We start from the raw sequence: 23,589 nt of genomic DNA, 5'->3' as shown, positions 1-23,589 counted from the left end.
GGGGCTGATTCCTGAGATACGTACAGGAATCAGCCCTTTGTTGAGCATTATCGATATCATAGATATAGAACGCTATCTCATAATCACGATTACAGCTTAATGATCTGACCTGTCTTCTCGGATTCGAATGCTGCCAGAATGACTTGCAGGGAACGCAAGCCCTCTTCGCCAGAAATCGCTGGAGGTGTTTGAGTCACAATGGATTCCACAAAGGCGTCAATTACACCGCTCGGCACTTGTTTTTCATTGGTAGCCATAGCACCCACTTTGTACGTCTCCACCGTACCGTTGGTCAGTTCAACGATAACTTCATCGCCTTCCACTGTTCCGATCTTCATAACACCGTTCTCGCACCACAGAACCGTACTGTTGTCTCCAGCTCTGTATTGAGTCCAACTGGCTACCAGCGTACCGATTGCACCGCTCTTCATACGCAGCAGGCAAGTCGCGTTATCATCCACTTTGGTATTTTCCTTATGCAGTGTGCTGATAAAACCAGCCACTTCAGATACTTCATCATTCAGCAAGTAACGGATAAAGTCTGATTTGTGCACGCCCAGGTCGCCCATAGCGCCCATAATAGCTTCTTCTTTACGGAAGAACCAGCTCTCAGCTCCGTCCACACTCCATCCTTCCGGACCTGGGTGACCAAACGATGTACGGAAATTCAGAACTTTACCGAGTTTGCCGGAGTCGAGAATTTCTTTTGCTTTTACGTGAGGAGGCATCAGACGCTGGTTGTGTCCAACCATCAAATACACGCCATTTTTCTTGGCAGCTTCGATCATTTGCTCGCCTTCTTCAGTAGATACTGCCATTGGTTTCTCAACCAATACATGCTTGCCTGCATTTGCAGCAGCAATCGCCATTGGGGCATGCAGATAGTTTGGTGTACACACACTAACGGCATCAACGGTTTCATTTGCAAGCAACTCTTCGTAACTGGAGTACGCTTTACCACCGTAAGTCTCGGCCATCTTCTCCGCACGCTCCACAATCGGATCGGCAAAAGCGACAAGTTCTACGTTCTCATTGGCAGCGTACTCTGGAATATGTCTGCGCTCGGCAATGGCTCCACAGCCGAATACAGCAACTTTAATTTTACTCATGTACATAAGTCTCCTTTGACAAATAGATTAACGTTTTTAGTTTAAGCTTGATGATGCACTTAGAACTGGTTCAGATAGTTTTCTTTCAGCCAGTTATAGCTGTTGGATACGCTCTCAAGCGGTGGATTCTGACATACGTCCTGTTCCACGATCAGCCATTCCACGCCTGCATTTGTAGCCTCTTTAATAACAGCTGGCAAGTCAACCGAACCTTGTCCAAGTTCTAGTGTTTTCATCTGGCCCTGTTCGTCTTTGCTGAAGTCCTTCAGATGAAGCAGCGGCAAGCGGCCCGCATATTTATTAATATACTCGATCGGATTTTGTCCCGCAAATTGTACCCAACATACGTCCATTTCCACTTTTACCGCTTCCGTCGTCGTTTGAGCGAACATAGCATCAAAGGCATTCGCATCCCCAACCTGACCATGGAATTCAAAGTCATGATTATGGTATCCGAAGATCAATCCTTGTTTCGCAGCTTCAGCTCCATATTGTTGTAACTCAGCGAATAGCTTGGTCCATCCTTCTGCATTCTCAGGACGATCTTCTGGCATCAGGTAAGGACAAATGATATATTGTGCACCAATTGTTTTCAGGTAATCGATTTGTTTTTGCAAGTCTTCGCGCATCGCATGTAATGAAACGTGGCTGCTGAATCCTTTCAGTCCAAGTTCATCTAGTAGCGCTTTCATTTCCTCAGCTGGAATATCGCCATATCCGGCAAACTCCACACCTTCATATCCAAGGGCCGCTACCTTACGCAACGTACCACGAAAATCTGCTGCAGTTTCATCACGGAGTGTAAACAATTGCAAACCAATATTAAGTTTTTTCATGTAGGATACACCTCTGTTCTCAAATTTGCTTTCATTGCTCTATCTGGTATCATCCTAACGTAAAACAGGCTAGAATGAACATATACAATATAGTCAGAACATGAACTATCTGGTCAATTTTTATTTCCATCATTTTGCATCTATTGAATGTACCCATTTGAATGCATGCAGGATGTACATATTGGGGGATTTTATCTTTGGATACGTTAGAGACATCTGTACTGATCTGTGACTACTCATACCACTATAAAGCGTTCACTCATAATATGAAGGGCGAGCTGCAAACCTATCTGTTCCGTCTGCAGACCGAAGGCTCGTGCAAAGTGTATGTACAGGATAAAGAATTCAGGATGACTAGCGGGGATTTGTTGCTGCTCAAGCCTGGCGACGATTATCATCTCGTGGTCGATGAACCACATAAGGAAGGACGCTTGTCCAGCGGAGATTATTATCTGTTCTGCGAGGGCAGTTGGATCGAGAACTGGTGGAAACGGCAGCATCGATCTACCGTGAGCCGAATTGGACTGGATGACAAGCTCATCAGCCTGTGGAGAAATATGTTACTTGAGAAACGTCGCGGACCTCTTGAGGAAAATGCGGAGCTAAAGGATGCGTTACTGCGCGGATTATGTCTGTATATCGACCGGGCAATTAAAGAGAATATTCAGACCGATCGGGCAGTGTCCTCTGCGCTGAAGTTAAAACGTTTTATTGAGGAACATGCCTCGGTTACGTTCAAGCTTGAGGAAGCGGCACGTTATGCGGGCCTCAGCCTGTCACGTGCAGTCCGTTTATTTAAGGAGCACTACAATCAGACCATGATTCAATATGCGATTGAGATCCGTCTGAATGCGGCGCTGGAACGAATGAAATACAGTGAAATGACACTGGAGCATATTGCGGAATCTTGCGGTTTTGCAAGTTACTCCTATTTCCACCGGGTATTCCGGGCTCACTTCGGTGTATCTCCGGCGGAGTATCTCAAATCCAAGCAGCATGAGCCTAGCGATGATCTGGAGCATGTATGAGGATGCTATATAAGATACTCTCACACTTCAGGAAACGATAGATACAAATAACACCTTGGTCAATACACGCATATCGTGTCTGCCCAAGGTGTTATTTATATTTAAAGAATGCCCATTGGTTCGCTATCCATAAATAACGTTTGAGCGTCCAATCATGGCTTACAGATTAAGGCTCGCATCAGCGATTATCACCTTTGTTACGGAAATAGTTTTGAAGGAATTCTTTTGCCCGCTCCGATTTAGGGTGATTGAATACCTCATCCGGAGTCCCTTCTTCAACAATTTTCCCTTTATCCAAAAAGAGAACTTTATTCGCTACTTCATATACAAAACTCATCTCATGTGAAACAAGGAGCATCGTTTGACCCGTAGCCGCTGTTCTTTTGATGGTTTGCAGTACCTCACCCACGAGTTCCGGATCCAGAGCAGAGGTTGGCTCGTCCAGCAACAACAGTTTAGGTTTCATCGCAAGAGCACGAGCGATCCCAACACGTTGCTGTTGGCCTCCAGATAAGTGCTTCGGATAATAATGACTCCGTTCGGAAAGCCCTACTTGTTCCAACTGTTCTTTGGCAAGTTGCGTAGCTTCACGATCATTCATTTTTTTGACGATCTTTAAGCCTTCTTTGACATTATCTAGCGCAGTTCGATGTTGAAATAGATTGAAGTGCTGAAAAACCATCGCCGTTTGCTTCCGGAGCTCCAGCCGCTGTTTATTGGTAATCGTACTAAAATCAATCTTGAACCCTTCGAGATCCAGCGTACCTCGATCCGCTGTTTCCAGACAGTTCAACGCACGCAAAAAGGTGGACTTGCCTGCGCCTGACGAACCGATTAGAGCCACAACATCTCCCTTTTCAATCTCAACTGAAATATCGTCAAGGATTAAATTGCTGTGAAAGGACTTGGACAAATGGTTTACCTTAATCATCAGATGCCCCTCCTTCCCCAATTAAACCAACCGCCTCCGTTGATCGTTTGTTGAACCGGGTCTGGAATGGAGAATCTCTTCTCCAGATATCGAAGAATTTGTTCAATGATAATCGTCATGACCCAATAGATAATTGCAAGAGCGAGATAGACTTCAAAAAATCTAAACGTGCTTCCGGCAATAATTTTCCCTTGTGCGGTCATTTCGATAACTCCGGCAACAAACGCCAAGGACGTTCCCTTTAACAAACCAATCAATGCATTTCCAAGCGGTGGAATCGCAACGACAAGCGCTTCAGGAACGATGACTCTTCTCAAAACCTGAAGATAGGTCATGCCCAGCGATTCGGCAGCCTCGATCTGTCCTTTATTCACCGATTGTAGAGCAGCACGAATCGTTTCCGAATTGTAGGCAGCTTCATTAAATGCGAAAGTAACCAAAACAAAAAGCATAGCAGGCACAGCATTAATGTTGTAGTCTGTCCCGTACTGTTGATTAATGAATTTTAATAACAACGGAATCCCGTTATAGGTTAGATACAACTGTACAATAATTGGTGTTCCTCGTATAAACGAGATAAAGACAGTGACAAGCTGACTCAGAACAGGGACTTTTTTCATGCGAATAATCGCAAATAACAAAGCAAAAACAAGACCAACGATCATTGAAATAGCAGTGATTTGCAGACTCACAGGAAGAACCTCTAACAGACGAGGAATTGATGTGAACACCGCGTTGATATCAAAAATCTCTCCCATGAAGTTTACATTCCTTCCACGTTCATTTTCCACAGACCGTCAAAGTGGAATTACTTCCACTCTTTAACGGTTATACGTTCGCCTTGGCGTACAATTTCGGTATTATATCTGTCCTTGCTCACTGTATTCAGCCTATCAAGCAAAGACGATGTAGCCTCTTCAGATGCGAGCACAGGCAACCCCCGCTTGGTCACGGTTGAATGAGTCAGCTGGAGATCAATCGGGATCAATTCATAATCAAACCTCTGCTGCTCCACATCCAGATCAAATGAGATTACAAAGTTCTCCGAGAACTTCCGATCACTGTAGAAGCCCTGCCAGTTCCCTTCACTGTCTTTTGTTCTGTTCTTGTGCAGTGTAGACGGAGACTCGTTCTCTTCATAACCATAGGCAGTGAACATTTCCGGAGAAACAATCGATTCTCCTGCCTCAAATTCCATGAGCAAGCTGCCAATGTTGTAGAAAATCGGCTGTCCCTGGTAAAGTTCTACACCTCTTGTAAAGTGGGCACCATGCCCGAATACACAATGAGCTCCTGCATCCACAGCTCCACGAGCAAAACTTTCGATAAATGCAGCAGGATAATCGGAATACCAGTCTTCATTCTCTCCCTCATGTGTATGCAGGTTGACAAAAACAAAATCACTGCGCTCTTTAGCGTCACGAATGGTCTCAAAGATGTCCTGTTGATCCTGTTCATGCGCTGTCGTTTTGACACGCGGGTTCTCGCCTTTTTCAAAGGTCAGATACCCTTCAAACAACGATCCGAACTCATAATGATTCTCGGACTTGCTCTTAAACGTCTCAATCCGTTTGCCTACTTCCATGCTTGCGGCGATACCGATTCGTTCACTGATACCCTTCAGAGCCTCGAAGTCCTGATCGTTAACCACGTACGTGCGTGACCACCGAAGCGGATTCAGACCTGGACGTGCGGGAACGCCATTCCCCGGATTGGATGCGGCGAAAACTTCGCTTCGTGTCACACCTATCGTAATGATAGCAATTCGTCCATCTGCTGTATCAATAAAAACCGGCTTACGTGCATCATGCAGACTCATGCCCACCCCAAGAGGAATCAGCCCGCGTTGCTCCGCTTCCTCAAGGGTGTCCGTAAGTCCTTCTATTCCATAGTCACCGGTATGGTTGTTGGCAAAGCCGACATAACGAATGTTCAAACGTCCGAATTCATCCAGTGTATTGGGACGTACACTCGTCTGATAACCCCGGCCTGCCGCCGGAGCTGTATGTTTTCGCGGGGTGACAAATTCCGCATTGGTAAAGACCTCATCTGCTCCCTTCAACAGGGACAACAGATTGGGGTCCATGGTTTTATCTACATTACGACTGGAAAATAACGCATCCCCTGTAACGATAAATTTCATACAATCACCCTTTTCTTATTGCTCCATTAGTTCTTTCTTAGGCAGATAATCGCCACCAAGTTGTTCTTCGCTAATTTTCAGCAACGTTCCATCGTTGTACATTTCTTTGATTCTCTTGTTCACTGCATCGAGCAGTGTACTGTCAGCGGATTTGGCGAACAGAAGGTAAGAGCCTGGATCACTATTTTCAGTAGAGAACGGAACCACCTTCAAATTGGTAAAGCCATGCTCTTTAATCGCCTTTTCAGCAGAAACGCGAGAAATGATTCTTACATCGTATCGTCCTGCTTCAATACCTTCAAACTGCTTAACGAAGTTTTCTTCGGTGTACATAATGTCCGCTTTGGCATCCGCATGTTCCGCATTATAATTTTCAAGTAGCGTTGCTCCGGAATTCCCTACTTCAGTCACGGCTTTGTAGCCCTTGAGATCTTCTATCGATTTAAGTGTATTATCGTCCTTGCGAACAACAAACACATTTGCATTTTCAATGATAGGCAAAGAAAAATCATATTTATTGCGTCTTTCTGCGTTGGAGCTGAAATTATTTGCGCCCAATTGGAAACGTCCATTATCAAGGCCAGTCAAAATGCCTTCAAATTCAATAGCTTGTACTTCCAACTTATATTCAGGAAGACCTTCAAAAACAGCTTTCATGACTTCAACATCGTATCCCGTCAATTGGCCGTCCTTATCATAACTGAACGGATTGCTAACTCCGCTCGTGCCAGCTACAATCGTCTTTTGGCCTGGTGTTGCACCGGATTCTGCTCCTGAGCCTGTCTCATTTTTGTTTCCACAACCTGCAATGACAACCCCTAACAATAATACAAAAACAACCGGCAAAAATTTCTTTTTCATTTTAACTGCCCCCTCGTTTATCAACGGAAAAAATACGATGTCCAACTTAACATAGTAATTTAGTATGAAATGTATTATGTCACGCTATATATACTGTGTCAAGGTAAACCGTTACTGTATTACTGAAACTGCCAATGCCGATCAAGGAACAAGAGATCACCCTTCTGATCATTCATATTTTCCTTGCTGATCTTTGTCATTTTGTCATTCCAAATGTGATGTTTTATCAAATATCGGAACAATACATTGGTATTATTAATTTAATGAGAAGTTATCATACTTTCCTAAACAAAATAAATAGCTAAACCAATAACTTGATTCCTCTATAACTAAAAATGACATAAACTAAGGATATACATAATTACAGTCATGGCCTTAGCTTATTATCCTTTTACTGGAGCGCGATCAGAATGAACTCTAAACGCAAAGTCCTCATCATCGAGGATGAATCAGATATTTCGCGCATTCTGCGAGATTATTTAACCAAAAATCAATATGAAGCCGCCGTGGCAGCCACTGGACAAGATGGACTTCAGATTATGGAGCTTATTCAACCAGACTACATCATTCTGGATATTATGCTTCCGGACATGGACGGAATCGAGGTCTGTGGAGAGATCAGAAGGCGCAACAATATCCCCATCAGCAGCTTTTGGCTCCTGGAGATCATCCAAGGTGATTCGTCAGGCATCCCCACGCATTTTTGTCATTGAATAACATACAGCAGACAGACATTAAAACACATGACAATATATTTCAACAAAACTCTAAATCCGACAAAAAAATAGTCCTATATACCTAGCAATGATAGATATGATAGACTTAATGGCATACTATGGTAAAGGAGTTAATTTCTTTGTACAACAAAAATAAAACGAGTAAATTGTTGAAGTGGATAGCTTGGATTAGCATCATTCTATCCATTATTGCCGGTATCCTCGTTGGGCAAAATGAGTTCAATGGCTTTCAATGGTCTTTGGCTCTTCCAGTTATGATGAACGGTATTATAGCAGGACTATTGTTACTAGGTGTTGCGGAGATCATACGGTTGGTGCAGGATATTAAAAATGAAACGGTAGGTCCAGATTAAGTTTGACCTCGATCTTTCTTAAGGAGCTGTTTATTTTGAAATGGTTTTGTATTCGATTTTGTTTGTGGATCAGCATCCTGAGTCTAGGATTGTTGTCAGTAGACACACCCTCAGCGTCGGCTAAAGCCAAGACCGTGCCACAGCTTGAATGGGTCAAGCAGGTCGATTCTGGCCAATGGGGGGATGGATTCACTCCGCATTACTTCAGACTGGATTCGTCCGGCAACCTAAACATTCTGGTGAGAAAGGTTGTGAATGAGGACCTCATATATGTGGAGAACATTAGTGGTGAAACCGGGGACATCCGATGGTCCAAGCCAGAATCTGATTATGGGTTAACTAGGGATGGTTACATGTATACTTTCAAACCCGCTGAGACTGATGACTATGAAAGAAGATTTGATGATATTATTACGGTCTCGGATCTGACAACCGGTAAACCGATATGGTCCTCAATAAACCCTTACTTTCGTGAAGGTCGGTCTTCAGAATTCACCAAAAACGGAACAGCTTATTCTTTCACTTATCACAAAAACAAATATGTAACTCTTTATTATTATGATGAACAGGGAAACCGAAGCAAAAAGTTCATTCTCCCCTACATGCAATACTACACAATAGAAGGCAATTTTATTTTAGGTCAACCAGGCAACAAAAGTCCGTATACTCACGTTTTTGATCTTTCTACAGGTAAGAAGCTAACGGTGCTGACCAATGAAACAACCTTGCCCTACGGGAATAGGGTTACGGACGATGGAACCCTAATAACCCGGAAGTTTATCAATAACCGTGAACTTGAGCTGAGGGCATACTCGCCTACGGGAGCTTTGAAATGGAAGTATGATTTTTCTTTTAAAAAGGGGCCTCCCGAGATATTTATCATCCATGATCGTGTGCTGTATCTGGAACAAACCGCAGGCAATATCATGCTTATGAGTTCAGATGGAAAATTCATTACAGGAGTTAATGAAAATCCCTTCTACATGCAAGGTGAGCCAAATAGCCCTCTGAAAATGGCAATCGATTTACAGAGTTTTATGTACATACAATACACTGAACAGGGAATAGAACTCGTGATTAGAGATTCAAATAATCTGAGAGAGCTCTATCGGGTGTCACAGAACGATTGGAACGATGTAAAGTTTAATCGAGATGAATTGTTCCTCAATAAGCAAAATGAATTATTTTTCCTGCCTCCCGACGGGCAGATGATAAGAAAGTATCAGTTACTTCCATAATCCAGAGAACATTACATAAGGAGTCTACCCATCATGAGTTTAAAACGAATCAACTATTGGCTTATAGCTAGCCTATGCTTCTTCCTTGCAATCCCATCCGAGCCAGCTCTGGCTAAAGATCTGCTGCAATTGCAATGGGGGTATGACATTACCAACGGTGGACAGAATGCAACAAGCTCATATTCAATGAAGAGTGTTACAGATGCCATGGGGAATGAAAGTCTGCTCGTAACTAAAGTAAACAAGAATAATGATTATTATATCGACAGTGTAGATGCCAAAACGGGGAAACTCCTCTGGTCCATTCCAACGGACAACGAGTACACACTTTCCGATGATGGATATATGTTTATTTTTGCCGATAATCAAGTCAGTGCCAAGCATATAGCCACAGGTGAAATCCGTTGGACAGCACCTCTGCCCGGGCCGCCAGAAGATTTTTTGAGATACTACGGACCTGAGTCAGCCTATCCAAGAGAGAATGGAAGTTTGTATGTGGTTATGCACGCTGACGATTCAAAAAGTAGTACACTCTACTATTACGATACAAAAGGAAATTCAATCCAAAAGTTCAAGGTTCCATATTTAATTGAACAGATTACAGGAAATGTGATCTTCGGCAAAAAATTTAGTGATCATCCCGATTTCTACATGAGCAGCCTGACTACAGGAAAAAAAATAAAAACGATTGCTGGCGGAAAAGGATATAACCAGATTATGGGTCTATCCGATGATACATTGTTGCATTATAGTATTCACAAAAAAATGATGACGCTAAAAGCATACAACAGTACGGGGAAAATCAGATGGACAAAAGAACTTCCTTATATTGATTATTCAACAGAAATTGTTGCATTGAAGGATCGTTTTTTGTTTGTGGATGCTAAAAATAAACGATTTAAATTATATTCATCTGCGGGTAAGTTAATCGCTGAGAAGACATATCTGCCGATACCAACCACCTATAACAGCTATTGGATGCCTCTTCATATGGCAGTTGATGGTACAAGTTTTATGTTTACAGCTAAAAAGAATGGCAATGACGAACTTGTTATTATGGACGCAAGTAATCTGAAGGTTCTGTTCACCTACAAGAAAGGAGAATTTGATCTTGAAAAGGAATTTCTATTTTTAAATAACACAACCGGTCTGTACATCCTGAGTGACGAAGGTCGGACCTTAGTTAGCACTCAGTTAATTAAATAGCATAATCAGAAGCATCAGAAGAGGAATGTCCTCATGTTGATGTTAACGCTAAATCACACTGAAGAAGCCCTCACCAATCCAGTAATGGGTCGTGAGGGCTTCTTCATATTTGGTTGTATCTCTAGCTTTTCGGGGTACAACTCTACATCAAGTCTTTTAATTCCGCCATTTCTTCGCAAGTGCACCAATCTGATGGGGCGTAGTACGGCAACAGCCGCCAATAATTTTCGCGCCCGCAGCAACCCACTGTTCCGAAGCATCAAACATGCTGCCACAAGTACCCTGTCCACTCCACGTCTTCGTCACTGCATCATACGTCTCACCCGAGTTCGGGTAGACAATGACAGGTTTGTCGCTGGCACGACTCAGAATACCTACGGCTTCCGTCACCACTTCCATCGGAGCACAGTTCAGGCCAATTGCAGCAATCTGCGGCTCGGAGCCAAACGTCTGTGCACATACTTCAAGCAGTGTGCCTTCGCTGATGCTTGTCCCGTCTTTTAAAGAAAAAGATAACCAGGCATACGCATGAGGAAACTCCTTCAGTACATCAACCAGCACCTGTGCTTCCTGCAAGGAAGGAATCGTCTCAAACGCCAAAATGTCAGCCCCCGCTTCAATCAGCGCCGCCATACGCGGACGGTGAAATGCAGCAAGTGTCTCATCCGACACGCCGTAATGTCCCACATACTCTGAACCATCCGCCAGATAGGCGCCGTACGGTCCAACGGACCCGGCAATAATTGGACGTGGACGAAGACTGTCTGCTTCGCGATCCACTTTACGATCTGTTATATGCTCCTCATTCTCCACCGTCTCGGCACGTACCGAAGGAGCTTCTACAAGCTGACCTGTCGAGCTTTCTCTCCCTACTAAACCACTCTGCACTTCCGTCCATACGTCATCTCTCGCCTGTGCTGCCAGTTCCACCGTCTTGCGAATCAGCTCCAGTGCTGCCTGTTCACCAACCCCTCTCTTGCGGAAACCATCCACCGTCGCCTGATAACTGGATGTAATTGCACAGTCGGCTCCTGCACGAAAATAATCGGCATGGACCTGAACAATAACATCCGGATTCTCAAGCAACACACGAGCCGACCATAGTGGATCATCCAGATCACATCCATGCTGTTCGAGTTCCGTTGCCAACGCTCCATCCAGAATCATGACCGGATGTTCACGCAGGATCTGTTCTATGGGGTTAGTCTGTTGTGCTTGCGTCATGTACTTGTCCTCTTTTCTTATTCACACGTTCTGTCAGATAATAAGCGGCGTAACATACTGCGATAAATGGAACCCCACAATACAGCGCAATCCGCTGTGTCGGGTCAAAGGCAATACCTATGCATGAAGCCAAACATAATATAAATGAAACAATCGGTACCACCGGATACAGCGGTGTGCGGTAGACCAGATCTTTGACCGCATGTCCTTCCCGGATATATTGTCTGCGGAACATGTATTGGGAGGCACTGATGCTCATCCATACCGCAACGACAGCCAGACCTGAAATGGAAACCAGCGTAATATACACCGTACCTGGCGCAATAATACTGGACAGCAATGCCAACGCACCACCCACCATACTAATCAGAAGTGCATTCAGCGGTACCCCGCTTTTGGTCAATTTGGCAAACCACGGAGAGATCGTTCTTTTGTCAGCCAGAGACCAGAGCATCCGTGAAGATGCATACAGGCCTGAATTGGCAGCAGAGAGAATCGCCGTCAGAATAACAAAGTTCATAATGTCTGCTGCATAGGGTATACCCACCCGCTCCATTACCGCTACAAACGGACTTTCCAGTACACTGGCATCCGACATGGGCAGCAAGGCCGACAAGATAATAATCGTTCCGATGAAGAAAATAATCAAACGCCACAGCGTTGTATGAATAGCCTTTGGTATCGTCTTTTCCGGGTTCTCCGTCTCACCGGCGGCAATGCCGATTAACTCGGTGCCTGAGAAGGCAAAGTTTACAGCAAGCATGGTCATCAATATCGCTGTAGCCCCATGAGGGAACCACCCGGATGCGGTAATATTCGATAGAAATGGAGCCGGTTCAGAATCCGCCATGGGAATGAACCCAAACATGGCTGCGCCACCGATAATAATGAAGATTACGATAGTAACTACTTTCACAGATGAGAACCAGAACTCGGATTCCGCAAATAATTTTACCGTTAATGCATTGAACAGAAAGATCATCAGTGCAAAAACCGCGCTCCATATCCATACGTTTACCGATGGGAACCAGCGCTGCATCAGCAATCCGGCGGCTGTGAATTCGGAGCCAAGCGCAACAGTCCAGGTTAACCAGTATAACCAAGCCACCGTGTAACCTGTTGCCGGTCCGATATATTTGGCTGCATAACTATGAAATGCTCCCGTCTCTGGCATATGAACAGACAGTTCACCAAGACAGAGCATCACCAGATATACAACGATGGCTCCGATCAGATAGGACAGAATGGTTCCCAGTGGTCCCGCTTGCTGAATGGTGTAACCTGAGCTGAGGAATAATCCCGTTCCAATGACTCCTCCGAGAGAGAGCATGACCACATGCCGTGCCTGCATTTTCCGCTGGAAATGCCCTTTGTCGTTGTTGTTCTCCATACCTGCTGCTCCCCTACTTCTTCATCCAGAAAAAACAAAAAAGACCCACTCTTCCTAAAGAGTGCGCCGTTACTGACAAATAAAAACAAACGCTCCTATCTATCAGGCTTTCACCCGCTGGAATTAGCACAGTATCCTTCAGATCTGTTGCTGAGGTTTCTAAGGGCCAGTCCCTCCACCTCTCTGGATAAGAAAATGATTTTTTACTAATATAGCGATCTATCATGAATGTGTCAACATTTAAATAATAAATGGCACACCTCGCTATTCGGTGGAAGAACCCGGATTGGTGATGGTGGTCTTTACCTCATACGTGATCGGCACGGTGCTAAAAATTTTATCCCAATCCTTCTCGAGCTCTTTCCACTTTCTAGGGTACTTTATTCGAAAGATCTCTGCAAAATCACCAACATCTACTTTGTAGGTATGCTGCAACTTGTATAGGACCTGACGAATTTGCTGTTCCGCCATATCAGAAAAATCATTTTCCAGTTCCTTGAGGTAAGCTCCCTTTTCCTCTCTTTCAGGCTCACTCCAATCCTCCATCATCCAACCTTTGGATTCGACTTGAACATGGAATGAAATTTCATCATCTTTGACCTTTGGAATTATTTTTGTTTTTTTGTCCTTCATTTCATATACAACGGTAAATCCTTCTTTGTTATGTGTCTTTAACACGCCTCCACTTTTTTTGAGCAAGACCCATGCAAGACCTTCCAGATCGGTCTGACTAAGCTCACCGATAAATTTCGTTTTTTTCCCATCGTAAATGCTGGCACCCGAAAATTTGTCCTCTCCATCATAACTCAACACATTTTGTAAAAGGAAACTGGCACCCGATTGTATTTTTGCATCCAGTTTGGCCAGGGTCATCGGTTCCAGCATTTTGCTGGTCAAGTACGAATTTTTGGTGATACCCGTAAGATAAAACGCCGGAATTTGTGAGGGGTCCTGTGAAGTGAGTACGTCTTCAGCACGATCGTGACTAACCAGAACAAGACAATTGGGACGAATGTCATTATCTCGCAGCACAAAATCAAGTAACTGATCCAGGCCATATTTTTTGGATATTTCTTTGGAGATCACAATAACTTTCAGATGGTGTCCTATGAGTGGACGATCCCGTCGTAGAGCGAACTGCCGAAAGATTTGCAGCATCGAGTCTCCTGTGAGCTGTTCATTGGAATATGAGGTCTTACCCGAAGCAGGGGAACCGGATTGTTGACTCTTTTGGGAACTGGAATTGCCTGGAGCAATTTGTACCGTTGTTGTCACGTTGTTTTCCTTGGAATATGAACCTCCCTTCGAGGCGATATCTTTCTCAAAGCGTGTCTCCCGCGCAACGTCAATCCCAAGACCAACATAAACACTCAGATCCTCAATTTCCCGGCTGCTCCAACATCCGGATATGATCAGGAGAAGTGACAAGACAATGATGATGCGTAAAAAGACACGTACCCCTTTCATACATACCTCCCTCCTTTTTTTCGAATAAGACTTAGCAGCAATAACAGCAGAGGCATGATGCCGAATAACAACACGGATACATTCCCCAACATGTCACCCAATGCAAAGGTTTCATACACGTTTTTGGGCATCACCGCCGCGATATAAATGAACGGTACCAGACTGTATATAATAATCTGCATCTTCTTCGTACGAAAAAGATCACGAATCCCAACCGAAGCGCAATAATGAGTAATGGTGAATGTTGAGAAAATTTGCATAATCCAGATCACCAGTAACAGGGATTCAAAACGCTCGAATATCAACCCCTGAATTTCAAAGCTTCTTACCAGATCAAGCGTTGGCCAGGTCCTGGTTTTTATGCCATCCAGAGACAAACTGCCCACAACCATAACAACCGTAATTAGATAGACTATCGTGGATACGAAGATGCCCCAAATCATTGCCTTGTTGCTTTTTTTCGGATTTTTCATATAGGCAGTCATGACGAACATCACCTCATAGCCCGTATACGACAGGAGTGAAGGCTTGAGTCCTTTGAGAACCGGCATAATCCCCTCACCTAGCACCGGTCTCAGATTATTGATCTCAAACAGTTGGTTACCCAGCAGGATTTCAATGACAAATATAATCAACGTAATGGGCAAAATGATCTCAAATACTCGCACAATGACAGCCAATCCACCCGTGATCAGATAGATGCCAATCCACATGAAGACCATCACAATTGCCCAGTTGGGCGTCCGTTCAAGCAGATACATCCCGGTAACTTCGGCCATGACCCTGATTTCGAATGCAGCAATCACCATAAAGTACAGGATGATTGCGAGTCCCAGAATGTAGGCTACCCATGTTCCTGTGATCTCGCGAGTGAACTCAAATACCGTTTTCTTCGGAAATCTTCGGCATAGGGTGACCATAATGAGTCCGACTCCTGTGATGATCAGCCCGGACAGAATAATCGAGATCCATACATCAGGGGTTCCGACTGCATCACCGGTCGTTCGGGGGAGGGTCAGTATTCCGGCGCCTAACATGTAATTAACGATAATCACGACCGCCTGTGTGGTGCTAATCTTTCCTTGGGAGCCGTTCATTCCTTTTCACCTCCATGCCTTTAGGATTCTTTTGGTTTTCGGTCTTCATCTATCGGTTTCGTCATATCCGGACGTAATCTCATCATGCTGAGAGGGGCACGAATAACAAAATCTTTCCATTCCCTGAAACTGTAAGGTACAGCCGGCGCAACATAAGGCACCCCAAAACTGGTGAGTCTTGCAACATGGGTGCAGACAAGCAGGAAGAACATGACCACTCCAAACAATCCGAGCACTGCGGCGCTGAACATAGCAGCAAAGCGCAAAATGCGCAGCGTGAGTCCCGCACTATAGACCGGAATAGTGAAAGAAGATATGGCTGTAACGGCAACTACAATCACTAAAAATTGGCTTATAATTCCCGCTTGAACTGCCGCCTGTCCAATAATCAGACCCCCAACGATCCCCATCGCAGGACCAATCGGTTTGGGCAAACGTATCCCTGCCTCCCGCAAAATTTCAATGGACAACTCCATAATTAACACTTCAATAATGGAAGGGAATGGCACTCCGGTTCTCGTTTCAATAATCGTTAACACTAGCTTAGTGGGAATGAGCCCTGGGTTAAACGAAATGAAGGAAATATATAGTGCGGGTGCGAGTAATGCCAGCATGGCCGAAACAAAACGCAGAATTCTCAAAAACGTACCTGGAATCCATCGTTCATAATAATCTTCCGGTGATTGTAGCAGCATACTGAAGGTTACGGGCACAACCAATACAAATGGAGTTCCGTCCAGCAAAATAGCAACTCTTCCTTCTAATAATGCACCCATGACACGGTCTGGTCTTTCTGTATTGAGCACTTGCTGAAAAGGACTCAGAGTGTTATCTTCGATCAATTGTTCAACATACCCCGATTCCAGCATCGCATCCATATTCATCGCTTGAATTCGCTTCCGGACTTCCTCTACAAGTTCAGGGTTCGCAATATCCTCTATATAAGCAATCGCCAGATTCTTTTTGATCCGTTCACCTACTTCAAACTTCTCAATAAACAGACTTTGTTCGCTTCCATACCGACGTAATATACCTGTATTGTCACTTAACTCTTCAGTAAATCCAATACGAGGGCCTCTCAGCAATCCCTCCGACAAAGGCTCCTCCGGGCTTCGGGTTTCCCCTTTGGCAGTCCCGATTAACAGAGCGCTTGGCAGACCATCTACCAGCAGCGCATTTTTGCCAAGAAGTACACCTATGGCTAACTCCTGCAGAGACTGGGTTTCCTGCACCTGACTAACGGGCAACATGTGATTGATTAAATAATCCTTGAGAAGATGTGCGTTTTCCGGAAGCAAGAAACCAGCCTGCTGCAGTTCCGGTACACCTCGTAACATAAGTGGTGTGATCAGATGTTCATCAATCATATCCTGATCCACAAGACCATCAACATACATGACAGCAACCGATGTATTCGTGCCGCGAATAGTAAATTCCCGGATATGTACGTCAGCATTCTTACCAAACGTTTCTCTTGAACTGATCAGATCCGTAGCATAGTTTCCAGTAAGCTTAATATTGGCATATTTCCCCGTTTCCGCTTGCTGACCCTGTTCACTCATATCAGACAATGATTTGTTTGTTTTCTCCATGCTATGATGATTATTCTTGCTGAAGCTTCCTCTTTTTACGGAATTATGAAACCAACGGGTTGCCATAAAGATGAAGATAGGCACAACAACAACCATAAAAGCTTGAAACCACACAGACCCCTCAGGTATGTATGACACGATTTTTGACCACATCACCCTCACCCCAACATTTCTCTGCATGACAAAGCTGCAGGTATTCCCAAGTATTGTGTCCCCGTTTGATCACAATAATTCCCGTTTTTTTGAGTACTGAACGACAAAAAAACGGTTCCTGTGTAAGGAACCGCTATTACTATATATTGTTATACGATTCTGGTCACATGCTCCGCTTTGGTATCTAACAAGTGAGCTGAGGCAGCAATTGCTGTAAAATCATTCAATGCGATCTCAATCTGCTTCTGGCTCTGCTCGACATATTCTTCTACCTTTTTGGTACCGCCTGTGATATTACCAATCTCCTTTGTTATTCCGGTAACGCTATCACGAATCTCATTAATCGAACTCTCCACCATTGCGGATAGTTTCTTAACTTCCTTGGCCACGATATCGAATCCTCGTCCGTATTCTCCTGCATGTGCAGCCTCAATGGCAGCATTCAACGCGAGCAGTTGCGTCTGCGACGAAATCTCACGTATCGTTCGTACCACGCCCTGAATCGATCCAGCCTGTTCCTGCAAATGAGTCAACGTTGCACGGTTAGAAGTCGACACCTCTGAGATATAGGAGATACTGGACATTAATTCCTGGCTGCGTTCAATCCCTACATCTGCCTGCCCATTCAGCTCATGAGACATCGTTTTCAGCTCATTCACTACGACCGAAATGTTGTTCTGACGGTTGGTAATGTTGGTGGCGATTTTGGAGACACCCAGTATCTTCTGATTCGTCTCATCGTACACCGGCATATATGTCGCCTCAAGCCATACGGAATTCCCTCTTGCATCCTTGCGTTCAACCTTGTCCTGAAAGCTGACACCATTAAATAGGCTATTCCAAAAAGCATCATAGTCCGGGGTATTCGCAAATTGACCGAAGCATAGTTGCTGATGCTTCATGCCATACATCTCATCTACCGTATATCCCATCGTCTGGGCAAAGACTTCATTCACGTAGGTTCCCCGCCGATCCAGATCGAATCGAATAATAGCAAGACTTTTCTCCATCGCCTTGATGACCATTGCATCGGTGACAACATCTTTCTTTTCCATATCTAATATAGACACTTGATAACCCCCACAGTTCATTCCATAATAGACAGCCTTTAACTAGTAAAAACGATCATAACAACATATGTATCCATCAGGTTCTAATGACTCTACTATTGATACCCGATTTGCAGCTTTTTGGATCACCTGTTGTCATTTATTTTTAAAAGAAAATCTGCTGCACCTCATCCGCTGGCAATGGCTTATCCCATCCGTAAAATATCTCTGTATCTACTTTTACGTATCGTAACATAAAGCAAAGAAGTATACACTTCTGTATTTGTAACATTTTTTCTGTTTTTTAGTAACCGTTTAGCCCCTATATACAAGAAAAACAGGACGATTTGTCGTGCATCGTCCTGTTTCTTATACAGTCTCATCTTTATTATTTTTTTCGTGGTGTCCAGCGCTTCGCTCCACTGTGATTCGGATACTGAATGCCCGCAGGATAGGAGATCAGCGTACCCGGGGTTCTAAATCCATTTCAAAAATCGTACACCGTCACACATAGCTGAATCGCAATGCCAAACGGGTCCCGCACAATGCCATAACCTGGGCTGAATTCATTTTGTTCGTAAGGTACCAGTACCTTCACGCCCTCATGTTGCACCAAAGAATGATACAGTTGATCGATTGTATTTTTATCCTTGGATTGAATACATAGTGACGTGCTGTTTCCAAGCTGCCATGCTCTCTCCGTGTCCATTGCTTCTTCCGCAATCATGACTTTGTTAACCCCAATCTCCAGCACCGAATGTGTAATATACTCATCTTGACCGGCAGGGTACTCGAAGCCCGGGTTCATTTCCTTCATCTCTTTATAACTTTTCTTGAATATCACCTTGGCACCCAGAAACTGCTCATAAAAAGCAATGGCTTCCGCCGCATCCCCGTTCATCGACAAAAATGGTATCACTTCAAAATTCATTATATTGCCTCCTTTTTCCTATTGGATTACACTTATCACTATAACAACGAAAGGTGCCAATCTGTGGCACCATTAAGAAGGTTCGATATGAAAAAATCAGAACGCATGAACCAGATGCTGCGCTTTATTAATCAAAAACAACAGTTCACCCTGCAAGATCTCATGCAGGAGTTCCAGATCTCCAAACGAACCGCGTTAAGAGATATCGCTTCATTGGAAGAGTTAGGTGCGCCCATCTATGTCGAATATGGACGCTACGGCGGATATCGACTGCTGCAGCAGATGCAGCTGCCTCCCATTTCGTTTAATACGGGTGAGCTTCATGCCCTTTATTTTGCGATGCAGGCCCTCCGCAGCTTCTCCAGCTTACCCTTTCAGGTCTCTTTCCGGACCATACATGAGAAATTTATGAGCGCGTTATCCGACAAGCAACGACAGGATATTGAGAACATCCAACACCGGGTATCCTTTCAACATACGGAGCAGATTCGCGATAGTGCGCATTTGGAGTTTCTGTTGATGGCTGCTGTGCAGAATATAGTGATCCAGATTACGTATCCTGATCAGCGGAGAACTACTGATCAAAGGCCATCTCCTGCGAACCTTCCTTATTCTGAGCAATCAGATCCATCATCTCGTACATCTAACACCAATATCCGCACCATTCAACCCATCGCGCTCTATGCGAGGAAAGGCTACTGGTATTGCCAGGCGTATGATCTGAATAAACAGGCGTATCGTGTATTCCGCTGCGACCGGATCATTTCAGCCGAAGTACCCGACATTGAACCTTTCGCTCATGTTATTAACCTTCATGCACAGGATGCCCAATCTCTATGGAAACCATCGGAACAAGCAATTCCATTCAAATGTCTGATTGATGAAGCCGGGATTGAGCTATTCCAGCAAGAACATTTCCCATCTATGGAGATCATCGAGAAGATGGGACACATGTATCTTGTCGGTTCGTACGAACCTCACGAACTTGATTTCATAGTGAGATATCTTGCGGGCTATGGTAAATCGATTAAGATTATAGAGCCCGTCATCTTACAGAAAGCATTAAGGCAGTACTATCTGGACTTGTTAGATCATGTATAAAGATCATATTTTATATCCATTTTACTTTACATGCCTTTTAGCTCTGCTCCTGGCTAACTTTTAAACTTTTTTTATTGCCAATAGCCAATTGAACGATAATCTGCAACACGATGATGATAGCCAAACCATAAAATGCTTGCACGAAGCTGCCTGTTAGATCGCGGAGCCAACCAATCGCCAGCGGTCCAAGTGCTCCAAGAATGTAGCCACCAGATTGAGTCATAGCGGACCAGCTACTAGCTTCCTGAGCATTGTTTGTCTCATCAATCGGTAACATGAGTGCAATCGGGAACAGTCCACCTGCACCAATACCGAGCGGGATCGCCGCGAGCCACGGACTGACAGAGAGATTCAGCATCAGGACACCTATTAACTCCAACATCGCACATCCAACAAGCCAGAAGACACGTCTTTGGTATCGGTGTACAAGCATCGGAATGAATAACGTTGAGGGCAGTGATATCAATGTAAATAACGTTTGGATGTTGCCAGCAGTCTCTTGGCTATATCCATGGCTCTGAATGGCTGGCGCAAGCCAAGCGGTTAATGAATAGAAGATCGCGGCCATCAGTCCGAAGAACAGTGTCAGCACCCATGCACGCCTGTTCTTCACCGGAAGTGGTGCATGGACTACAGCCGAAGTTTGTCCGGCTTGCCGCTCTGTACGCGCAGACCAAGCTAATTTTAACCAGATTGGCAATGCAATGGCTGCGAGTAATGCCCATGTAGCCAAAGAACCTCTCCAAGATCCACCCAACGTCTGCTGAAGCGGAACCGATAATCCCACACTAATGCTGGCCCCCATCACCATTGCTGTAGAGTAGATGCCCACCATGGCTGCCACTCGGTTAGGGAAATACTGCTTAATGAAGCTGGACAACAGCGGCCCTGCCAATGCAATCCCTACACCTGACAGAAAAGAAGTGAACATCATCAACGGAGTTGCACCTACGAACAATCGTAATCCCGTACCTATCCCAATAAGGATTAAAGCCAGTACAATGGCACCTTCGTTCCCCCACCTTCTACTTAGTCTTACAGAGAATGGAGCGAATATGCCCATACATAATACCGGTAGTGTAGTTAACAGACTGGCGGTCATGCCGCTCAAACCCAGATCATTCTGTATGGTACTCATCAGAGGAGAAATGGAAGTAATCGGTGGTCTTAAGTTCAGTGAAGCCAGAATAAGCGCCAATACAATATAAAAAAGTTTCATTATGAATCACCTCATGGGAGTAGTATTCTTGCCTTCACCAAAGATCCTATTTGTTAATGTCAGGATCTTTGAGTGTTGCACGATTAAGTATAGATTTAATATAATGATTGAACAATACTATTGTTTCTATTAAAATGATTACTAAAACCAATGATTGGAGGTGAACTCATGGAGATTCGTCAGATGGAAAACTTTATTACAGTGTGTGAGGAGCTTCATTTTACACGGGCAGCTGAGAAACTTGGCATATCTCAACCTACGTTGAGTCAACAAATACGTGGGTTGGAAGATGAACTTGGTGTTCCTTTGTTTGACCGCGTCGGCAAAAAGATTGTGATGACCCAGGCAGGGACTCTGTTTCTGGAGCACTGTGTACAGATGATCCGGCATTTACAGAATACCCAGGATGCGCTAGCTGAATTCCGGAATGATCAGCGGGGACGATTGGTTATTGGTGTCCTTCCATCCGATTTGGATTACCGTCTCACTCCACTGCTTGTTGATTTTCATGCCCGATTCCCCAAGGTGCAATTGAAGGTTATCTCTTCGATCTATGTCGTGAATCAAGTGTTGGACAATGAAGTCGACATCGGCATCGAGATCACGTCTGCCCCTGATAGGCGGCTTGTACGCATTCCTTTGTGCAGTGAAGAATATGTACTCGTCGTTTCCGAGAATCATGATTGGGCTGAACGAAGCACAATTGAAATTCAGGAGCTGCGTGATATCCAAACGGTGATGTTTCCCGAAGGATTTACAGGAAGGGAATTGGTCGACGGCTATTGCCGTAAATATGGCTTTACCCTAAATACCATCATGGAGACCAGTTCGGCAACCTCCATCATTAGCCTGGTCAAAGCCAACGTCGGTGGAACACTGCTGCCTTATCCTCTGATCCAAGCCATGAATGAGCCCACGCTACGTTGCATCCGAATTACAGACGATCCGCCATACCGACACTTTGAGATCATCCATCGGTCCGACCGTTACCTGACGCAATCGGCCAAGGCATTTATTGAGAAGACAATCGAGTATTTCAATCAAAGGTGAGATTAAAAGGAGGATAATGAAATGATAATAAGAGAAGTTGGTTTGTTGACACATCAGGTCGAGGCCATAAAAGAGTTTTACGGTACACTACTGGAACTGGATCTTGTGGAGGATGGTACAACATGCGTTTCATTTCGTGTGGGGAACTCGGTCCTATCTTTCAAGAAGGCGCCAGAACAAGAGAAGCCATACTATCATGTAGCGTTTACGATTCCAACGAATAAACTTGCTGATGCGAAAAGGTGGGCTCAAGACCGTAACATTCCATTGCTCTCGAAAGATGGACAGGATGAATTTTATTTCCCCTACTGGGATGCAACAGCCTTCTATTTTTATGATCCAAGCGGCAACTTGATGGAATTCATCGCTCACCATTCACTCGATAATGCAGTTGATGAAGCTTTTGAAGTGAAGCATCTGTTATGCATTAGTGAAATCGGTCTGCCTGTCGATGATGTTCCTGAGACGATGAACACATTGAATGAGCATTATCAACTTGAACCATTTGCCGGAGACGGAAAACAATTCTCCCCCACGGGTGATGCAGAAGGCATGTTTATTGTCATTGATAAACAGAAGCCCTGGTTCCCAGACGGGCGTATGCCCGGTGTATTTGCTACGGAGGTTAAGGTTGAAACGGAGCAGACCGGTAGTCTACATTTACAGTACGGCCTGTACTCCATTGTATCTAATTAAAGAAGAACAACTACAAAAGCCGAATGAACTCAGGAATATGATCCTGACCTCACTCGGCTTCCATGACTTGAATTTATTCAACTCATCTCTTACTAATATTACACTGATATGCAGCAAAAATATGTGTGCATCTGCAACGATCAGCAATTACTTCTTTTCGTTTTTCGGGCCGGGTTAA

The 23,589-nt window shown here is 44.4% G+C and carries 22 protein-coding genes and 1 riboswitch; of the genes, 8 read left to right on the top strand and 14 right to left on the bottom strand.

Annotation, left to right across the window (positions count from 1 at the left end; translation table 11 throughout):
- Window positions 1–89: 89 nt before the first annotated feature.
- A complete protein-coding gene (locus D829_RS0127615) occupies window positions 90–1,109 on the bottom strand; it encodes a Gfo/Idh/MocA family oxidoreductase (RefSeq protein ID WP_017692150.1) in 1,020 nt (339 codons plus the stop codon).
- Window positions 1,110–1,168: 59 nt separating this feature from the next.
- Window positions 1,169–1,945: a sugar phosphate isomerase/epimerase gene (locus D829_RS0127610; RefSeq protein WP_017692149.1), complete on the bottom strand. Its 777-nt coding sequence runs from the start codon at window positions 1,943–1,945 to the stop codon at window positions 1,169–1,171.
- A gap of 197 nt (window positions 1,946–2,142) precedes the next feature.
- Here D829_RS0127610 and D829_RS0127605 point away from each other — a divergent pair, with 197 nt between their 5' ends.
- Window positions 2,143–2,973 (top strand): AraC family transcriptional regulator, encoded by an 831-nt coding sequence (locus D829_RS0127605; RefSeq protein WP_017692148.1) that lies wholly within the window; start codon window positions 2,143–2,145, stop codon window positions 2,971–2,973.
- Window positions 2,974–3,151: 178 nt separating this feature from the next.
- Here D829_RS0127605 and D829_RS0127600 read toward each other — a convergent pair whose 3' ends face one another.
- From D829_RS0127600 to D829_RS0127585, 4 genes are read right to left on the bottom strand one after another with little or no spacing between them, the layout of a single operon-like run.
- Window positions 3,152–3,904 carry an amino acid ABC transporter ATP-binding protein gene (locus tag D829_RS0127600; RefSeq protein WP_017692147.1) on the bottom strand — a complete coding sequence of 251 codons (753 nt, stop codon included), beginning with the start codon at window positions 3,902–3,904 and terminating at the stop codon, window positions 3,152–3,154.
- The gene (locus D829_RS0127595; RefSeq protein ID WP_017692146.1) at window positions 3,904–4,662 is read right to left on the bottom strand and encodes an amino acid ABC transporter permease; all 759 of its coding nucleotides are present in this window, start codon (window positions 4,660–4,662) and stop codon (window positions 3,904–3,906) included. Before D829_RS0127595 ends, D829_RS0127600 begins: the two co-directional genes overlap by 1 nt.
- Window positions 4,663–4,712: 50 nt before the next feature.
- Entirely contained in the window at window positions 4,713–6,047 is a 1,335-nt protein-coding gene (locus D829_RS0127590; protein ID WP_017692145.1) for a CapA family protein, read from the bottom strand.
- Window positions 6,048–6,062: 15 nt separating this feature from the next.
- A complete protein-coding gene (locus D829_RS0127585) occupies window positions 6,063–6,908 on the bottom strand; it encodes a transporter substrate-binding domain-containing protein (RefSeq protein WP_017692144.1) in 846 nt (281 codons plus the stop codon).
- 410 nt (window positions 6,909–7,318) lie between these two features.
- Between D829_RS0127585 and D829_RS0127580 the strand changes: the two genes are divergently transcribed.
- From D829_RS0127580 to D829_RS0127565, 4 genes are all read left to right on the top strand, one after another.
- On the top strand, window positions 7,319–7,621 hold the full coding sequence (locus tag D829_RS0127580; protein WP_017692143.1) for a response regulator: 303 nt from the start codon (window positions 7,319–7,321) through the stop codon (window positions 7,619–7,621).
- A 143-nt stretch (window positions 7,622–7,764) separates the two neighbouring features.
- Window positions 7,765–7,998 (top strand): hypothetical protein, encoded by a 234-nt coding sequence (locus D829_RS0127575; protein ID WP_017692142.1) that lies wholly within the window; start codon window positions 7,765–7,767, stop codon window positions 7,996–7,998.
- A gap of 92 nt (window positions 7,999–8,090) precedes the next feature.
- Window positions 8,091–9,236 carry a hypothetical protein gene (locus tag D829_RS0127570; protein WP_152417161.1) on the top strand — a complete coding sequence of 382 codons (1,146 nt, stop codon included), beginning with the start codon at window positions 8,091–8,093 and terminating at the stop codon, window positions 9,234–9,236.
- A 33-nt stretch (window positions 9,237–9,269) separates the two neighbouring features.
- On the top strand, window positions 9,270–10,442 hold the full coding sequence (locus D829_RS0127565) for a PQQ-binding-like beta-propeller repeat protein (RefSeq protein ID WP_017692140.1): 1,173 nt from the start codon (window positions 9,270–9,272) through the stop codon (window positions 10,440–10,442).
- 156 nt (window positions 10,443–10,598) lie between these two features.
- Here the strand turns inward: D829_RS0127565 and mmuM are convergent, their stop codons facing one another.
- The 7 genes from mmuM to D829_RS0127530 form a co-directional block, all read right to left on the bottom strand.
- Window positions 10,599–11,666 carry a homocysteine S-methyltransferase gene (gene mmuM, locus D829_RS0127560; protein WP_017692139.1) on the bottom strand — a complete coding sequence of 356 codons (1,068 nt, stop codon included), beginning with the start codon at window positions 11,664–11,666 and terminating at the stop codon, window positions 10,599–10,601.
- A complete protein-coding gene (gene mmuP / locus D829_RS0127555; RefSeq protein WP_017692138.1) occupies window positions 11,644–13,056 on the bottom strand; it encodes an S-methylmethionine permease in 1,413 nt (470 codons plus the stop codon). The genes mmuM and mmuP overlap by 23 nt, the downstream gene beginning before the upstream one ends.
- A gap of 92 nt (window positions 13,057–13,148) precedes the next feature.
- A riboswitch (SAM riboswitch) is annotated at window positions 13,149–13,250 on the bottom strand.
- Window positions 13,251–13,320: 70 nt separating this feature from the next.
- A complete protein-coding gene (locus tag D829_RS0127550) occupies window positions 13,321–14,523 on the bottom strand; it encodes a Ger(x)C family spore germination protein (RefSeq protein ID WP_017692137.1) in 1,203 nt (400 codons plus the stop codon).
- Window positions 14,520–15,620, bottom strand: a complete 1,101-nt coding sequence (locus D829_RS0127545; protein ID WP_017692136.1) for a GerAB/ArcD/ProY family transporter — start codon at window positions 15,618–15,620, stop codon at window positions 14,520–14,522. Before D829_RS0127545 ends, D829_RS0127550 begins: the two co-directional genes overlap by 4 nt.
- A gap of 20 nt (window positions 15,621–15,640) precedes the next feature.
- Complete coding sequence (locus D829_RS0127540; protein WP_017692135.1) at window positions 15,641–17,365, bottom strand: spore germination protein; 1,725 nt, start codon at window positions 17,363–17,365, stop codon at window positions 15,641–15,643.
- 149 nt (window positions 17,366–17,514) lie between these two features.
- The gene (locus D829_RS0127535) at window positions 17,515–18,435 is read right to left on the bottom strand and encodes a methyl-accepting chemotaxis protein (RefSeq protein WP_017692134.1); all 921 of its coding nucleotides are present in this window, start codon (window positions 18,433–18,435) and stop codon (window positions 17,515–17,517) included.
- 466 nt (window positions 18,436–18,901) lie between these two features.
- Entirely contained in the window at window positions 18,902–19,345 is a 444-nt protein-coding gene (locus D829_RS0127530) for a VOC family protein (protein WP_017692133.1), read from the bottom strand.
- 87 nt (window positions 19,346–19,432) lie between these two features.
- On the opposite strand from D829_RS0127530, the gene D829_RS0127525 reads away from it, so the two are divergent.
- Entirely contained in the window at window positions 19,433–20,446 is a 1,014-nt protein-coding gene (locus tag D829_RS0127525; protein WP_017692132.1) for a YafY family protein, read from the top strand.
- 37 nt (window positions 20,447–20,483) lie between these two features.
- Here D829_RS0127525 and D829_RS0127520 read toward each other — a convergent pair whose 3' ends face one another.
- Window positions 20,484–21,665, bottom strand: a complete 1,182-nt coding sequence (locus tag D829_RS0127520) for an MFS transporter (protein WP_017692131.1) — start codon at window positions 21,663–21,665, stop codon at window positions 20,484–20,486.
- Between the two features lie 168 nt (window positions 21,666–21,833).
- Between D829_RS0127520 and D829_RS0127515 the strand changes: the two genes are divergently transcribed.
- Both D829_RS0127515 and D829_RS0127510 read left to right on the top strand, forming a co-directional pair.
- Window positions 21,834–22,715 (top strand): LysR family transcriptional regulator, encoded by an 882-nt coding sequence (locus D829_RS0127515; RefSeq protein WP_017692130.1) that lies wholly within the window; start codon window positions 21,834–21,836, stop codon window positions 22,713–22,715.
- Window positions 22,716–22,736: 21 nt separating this feature from the next.
- A complete protein-coding gene (locus tag D829_RS0127510; RefSeq protein ID WP_017692129.1) occupies window positions 22,737–23,411 on the top strand; it encodes a VOC family protein in 675 nt (224 codons plus the stop codon).
- The last annotated feature ends 178 nt before the right edge of the window (window positions 23,412–23,589 follow it).

The sequence above is a fragment of the Paenibacillus sp. PAMC 26794 genome, from assembly GCF_000316035.1.
Classification (GTDB): domain Bacteria; phylum Bacillota; class Bacilli; order Paenibacillales; family Paenibacillaceae; genus Paenibacillus.
Note: the sequence above shows the minus strand (reverse complement) of the source record. Positions and strands in the feature narration are given on the sequence as shown.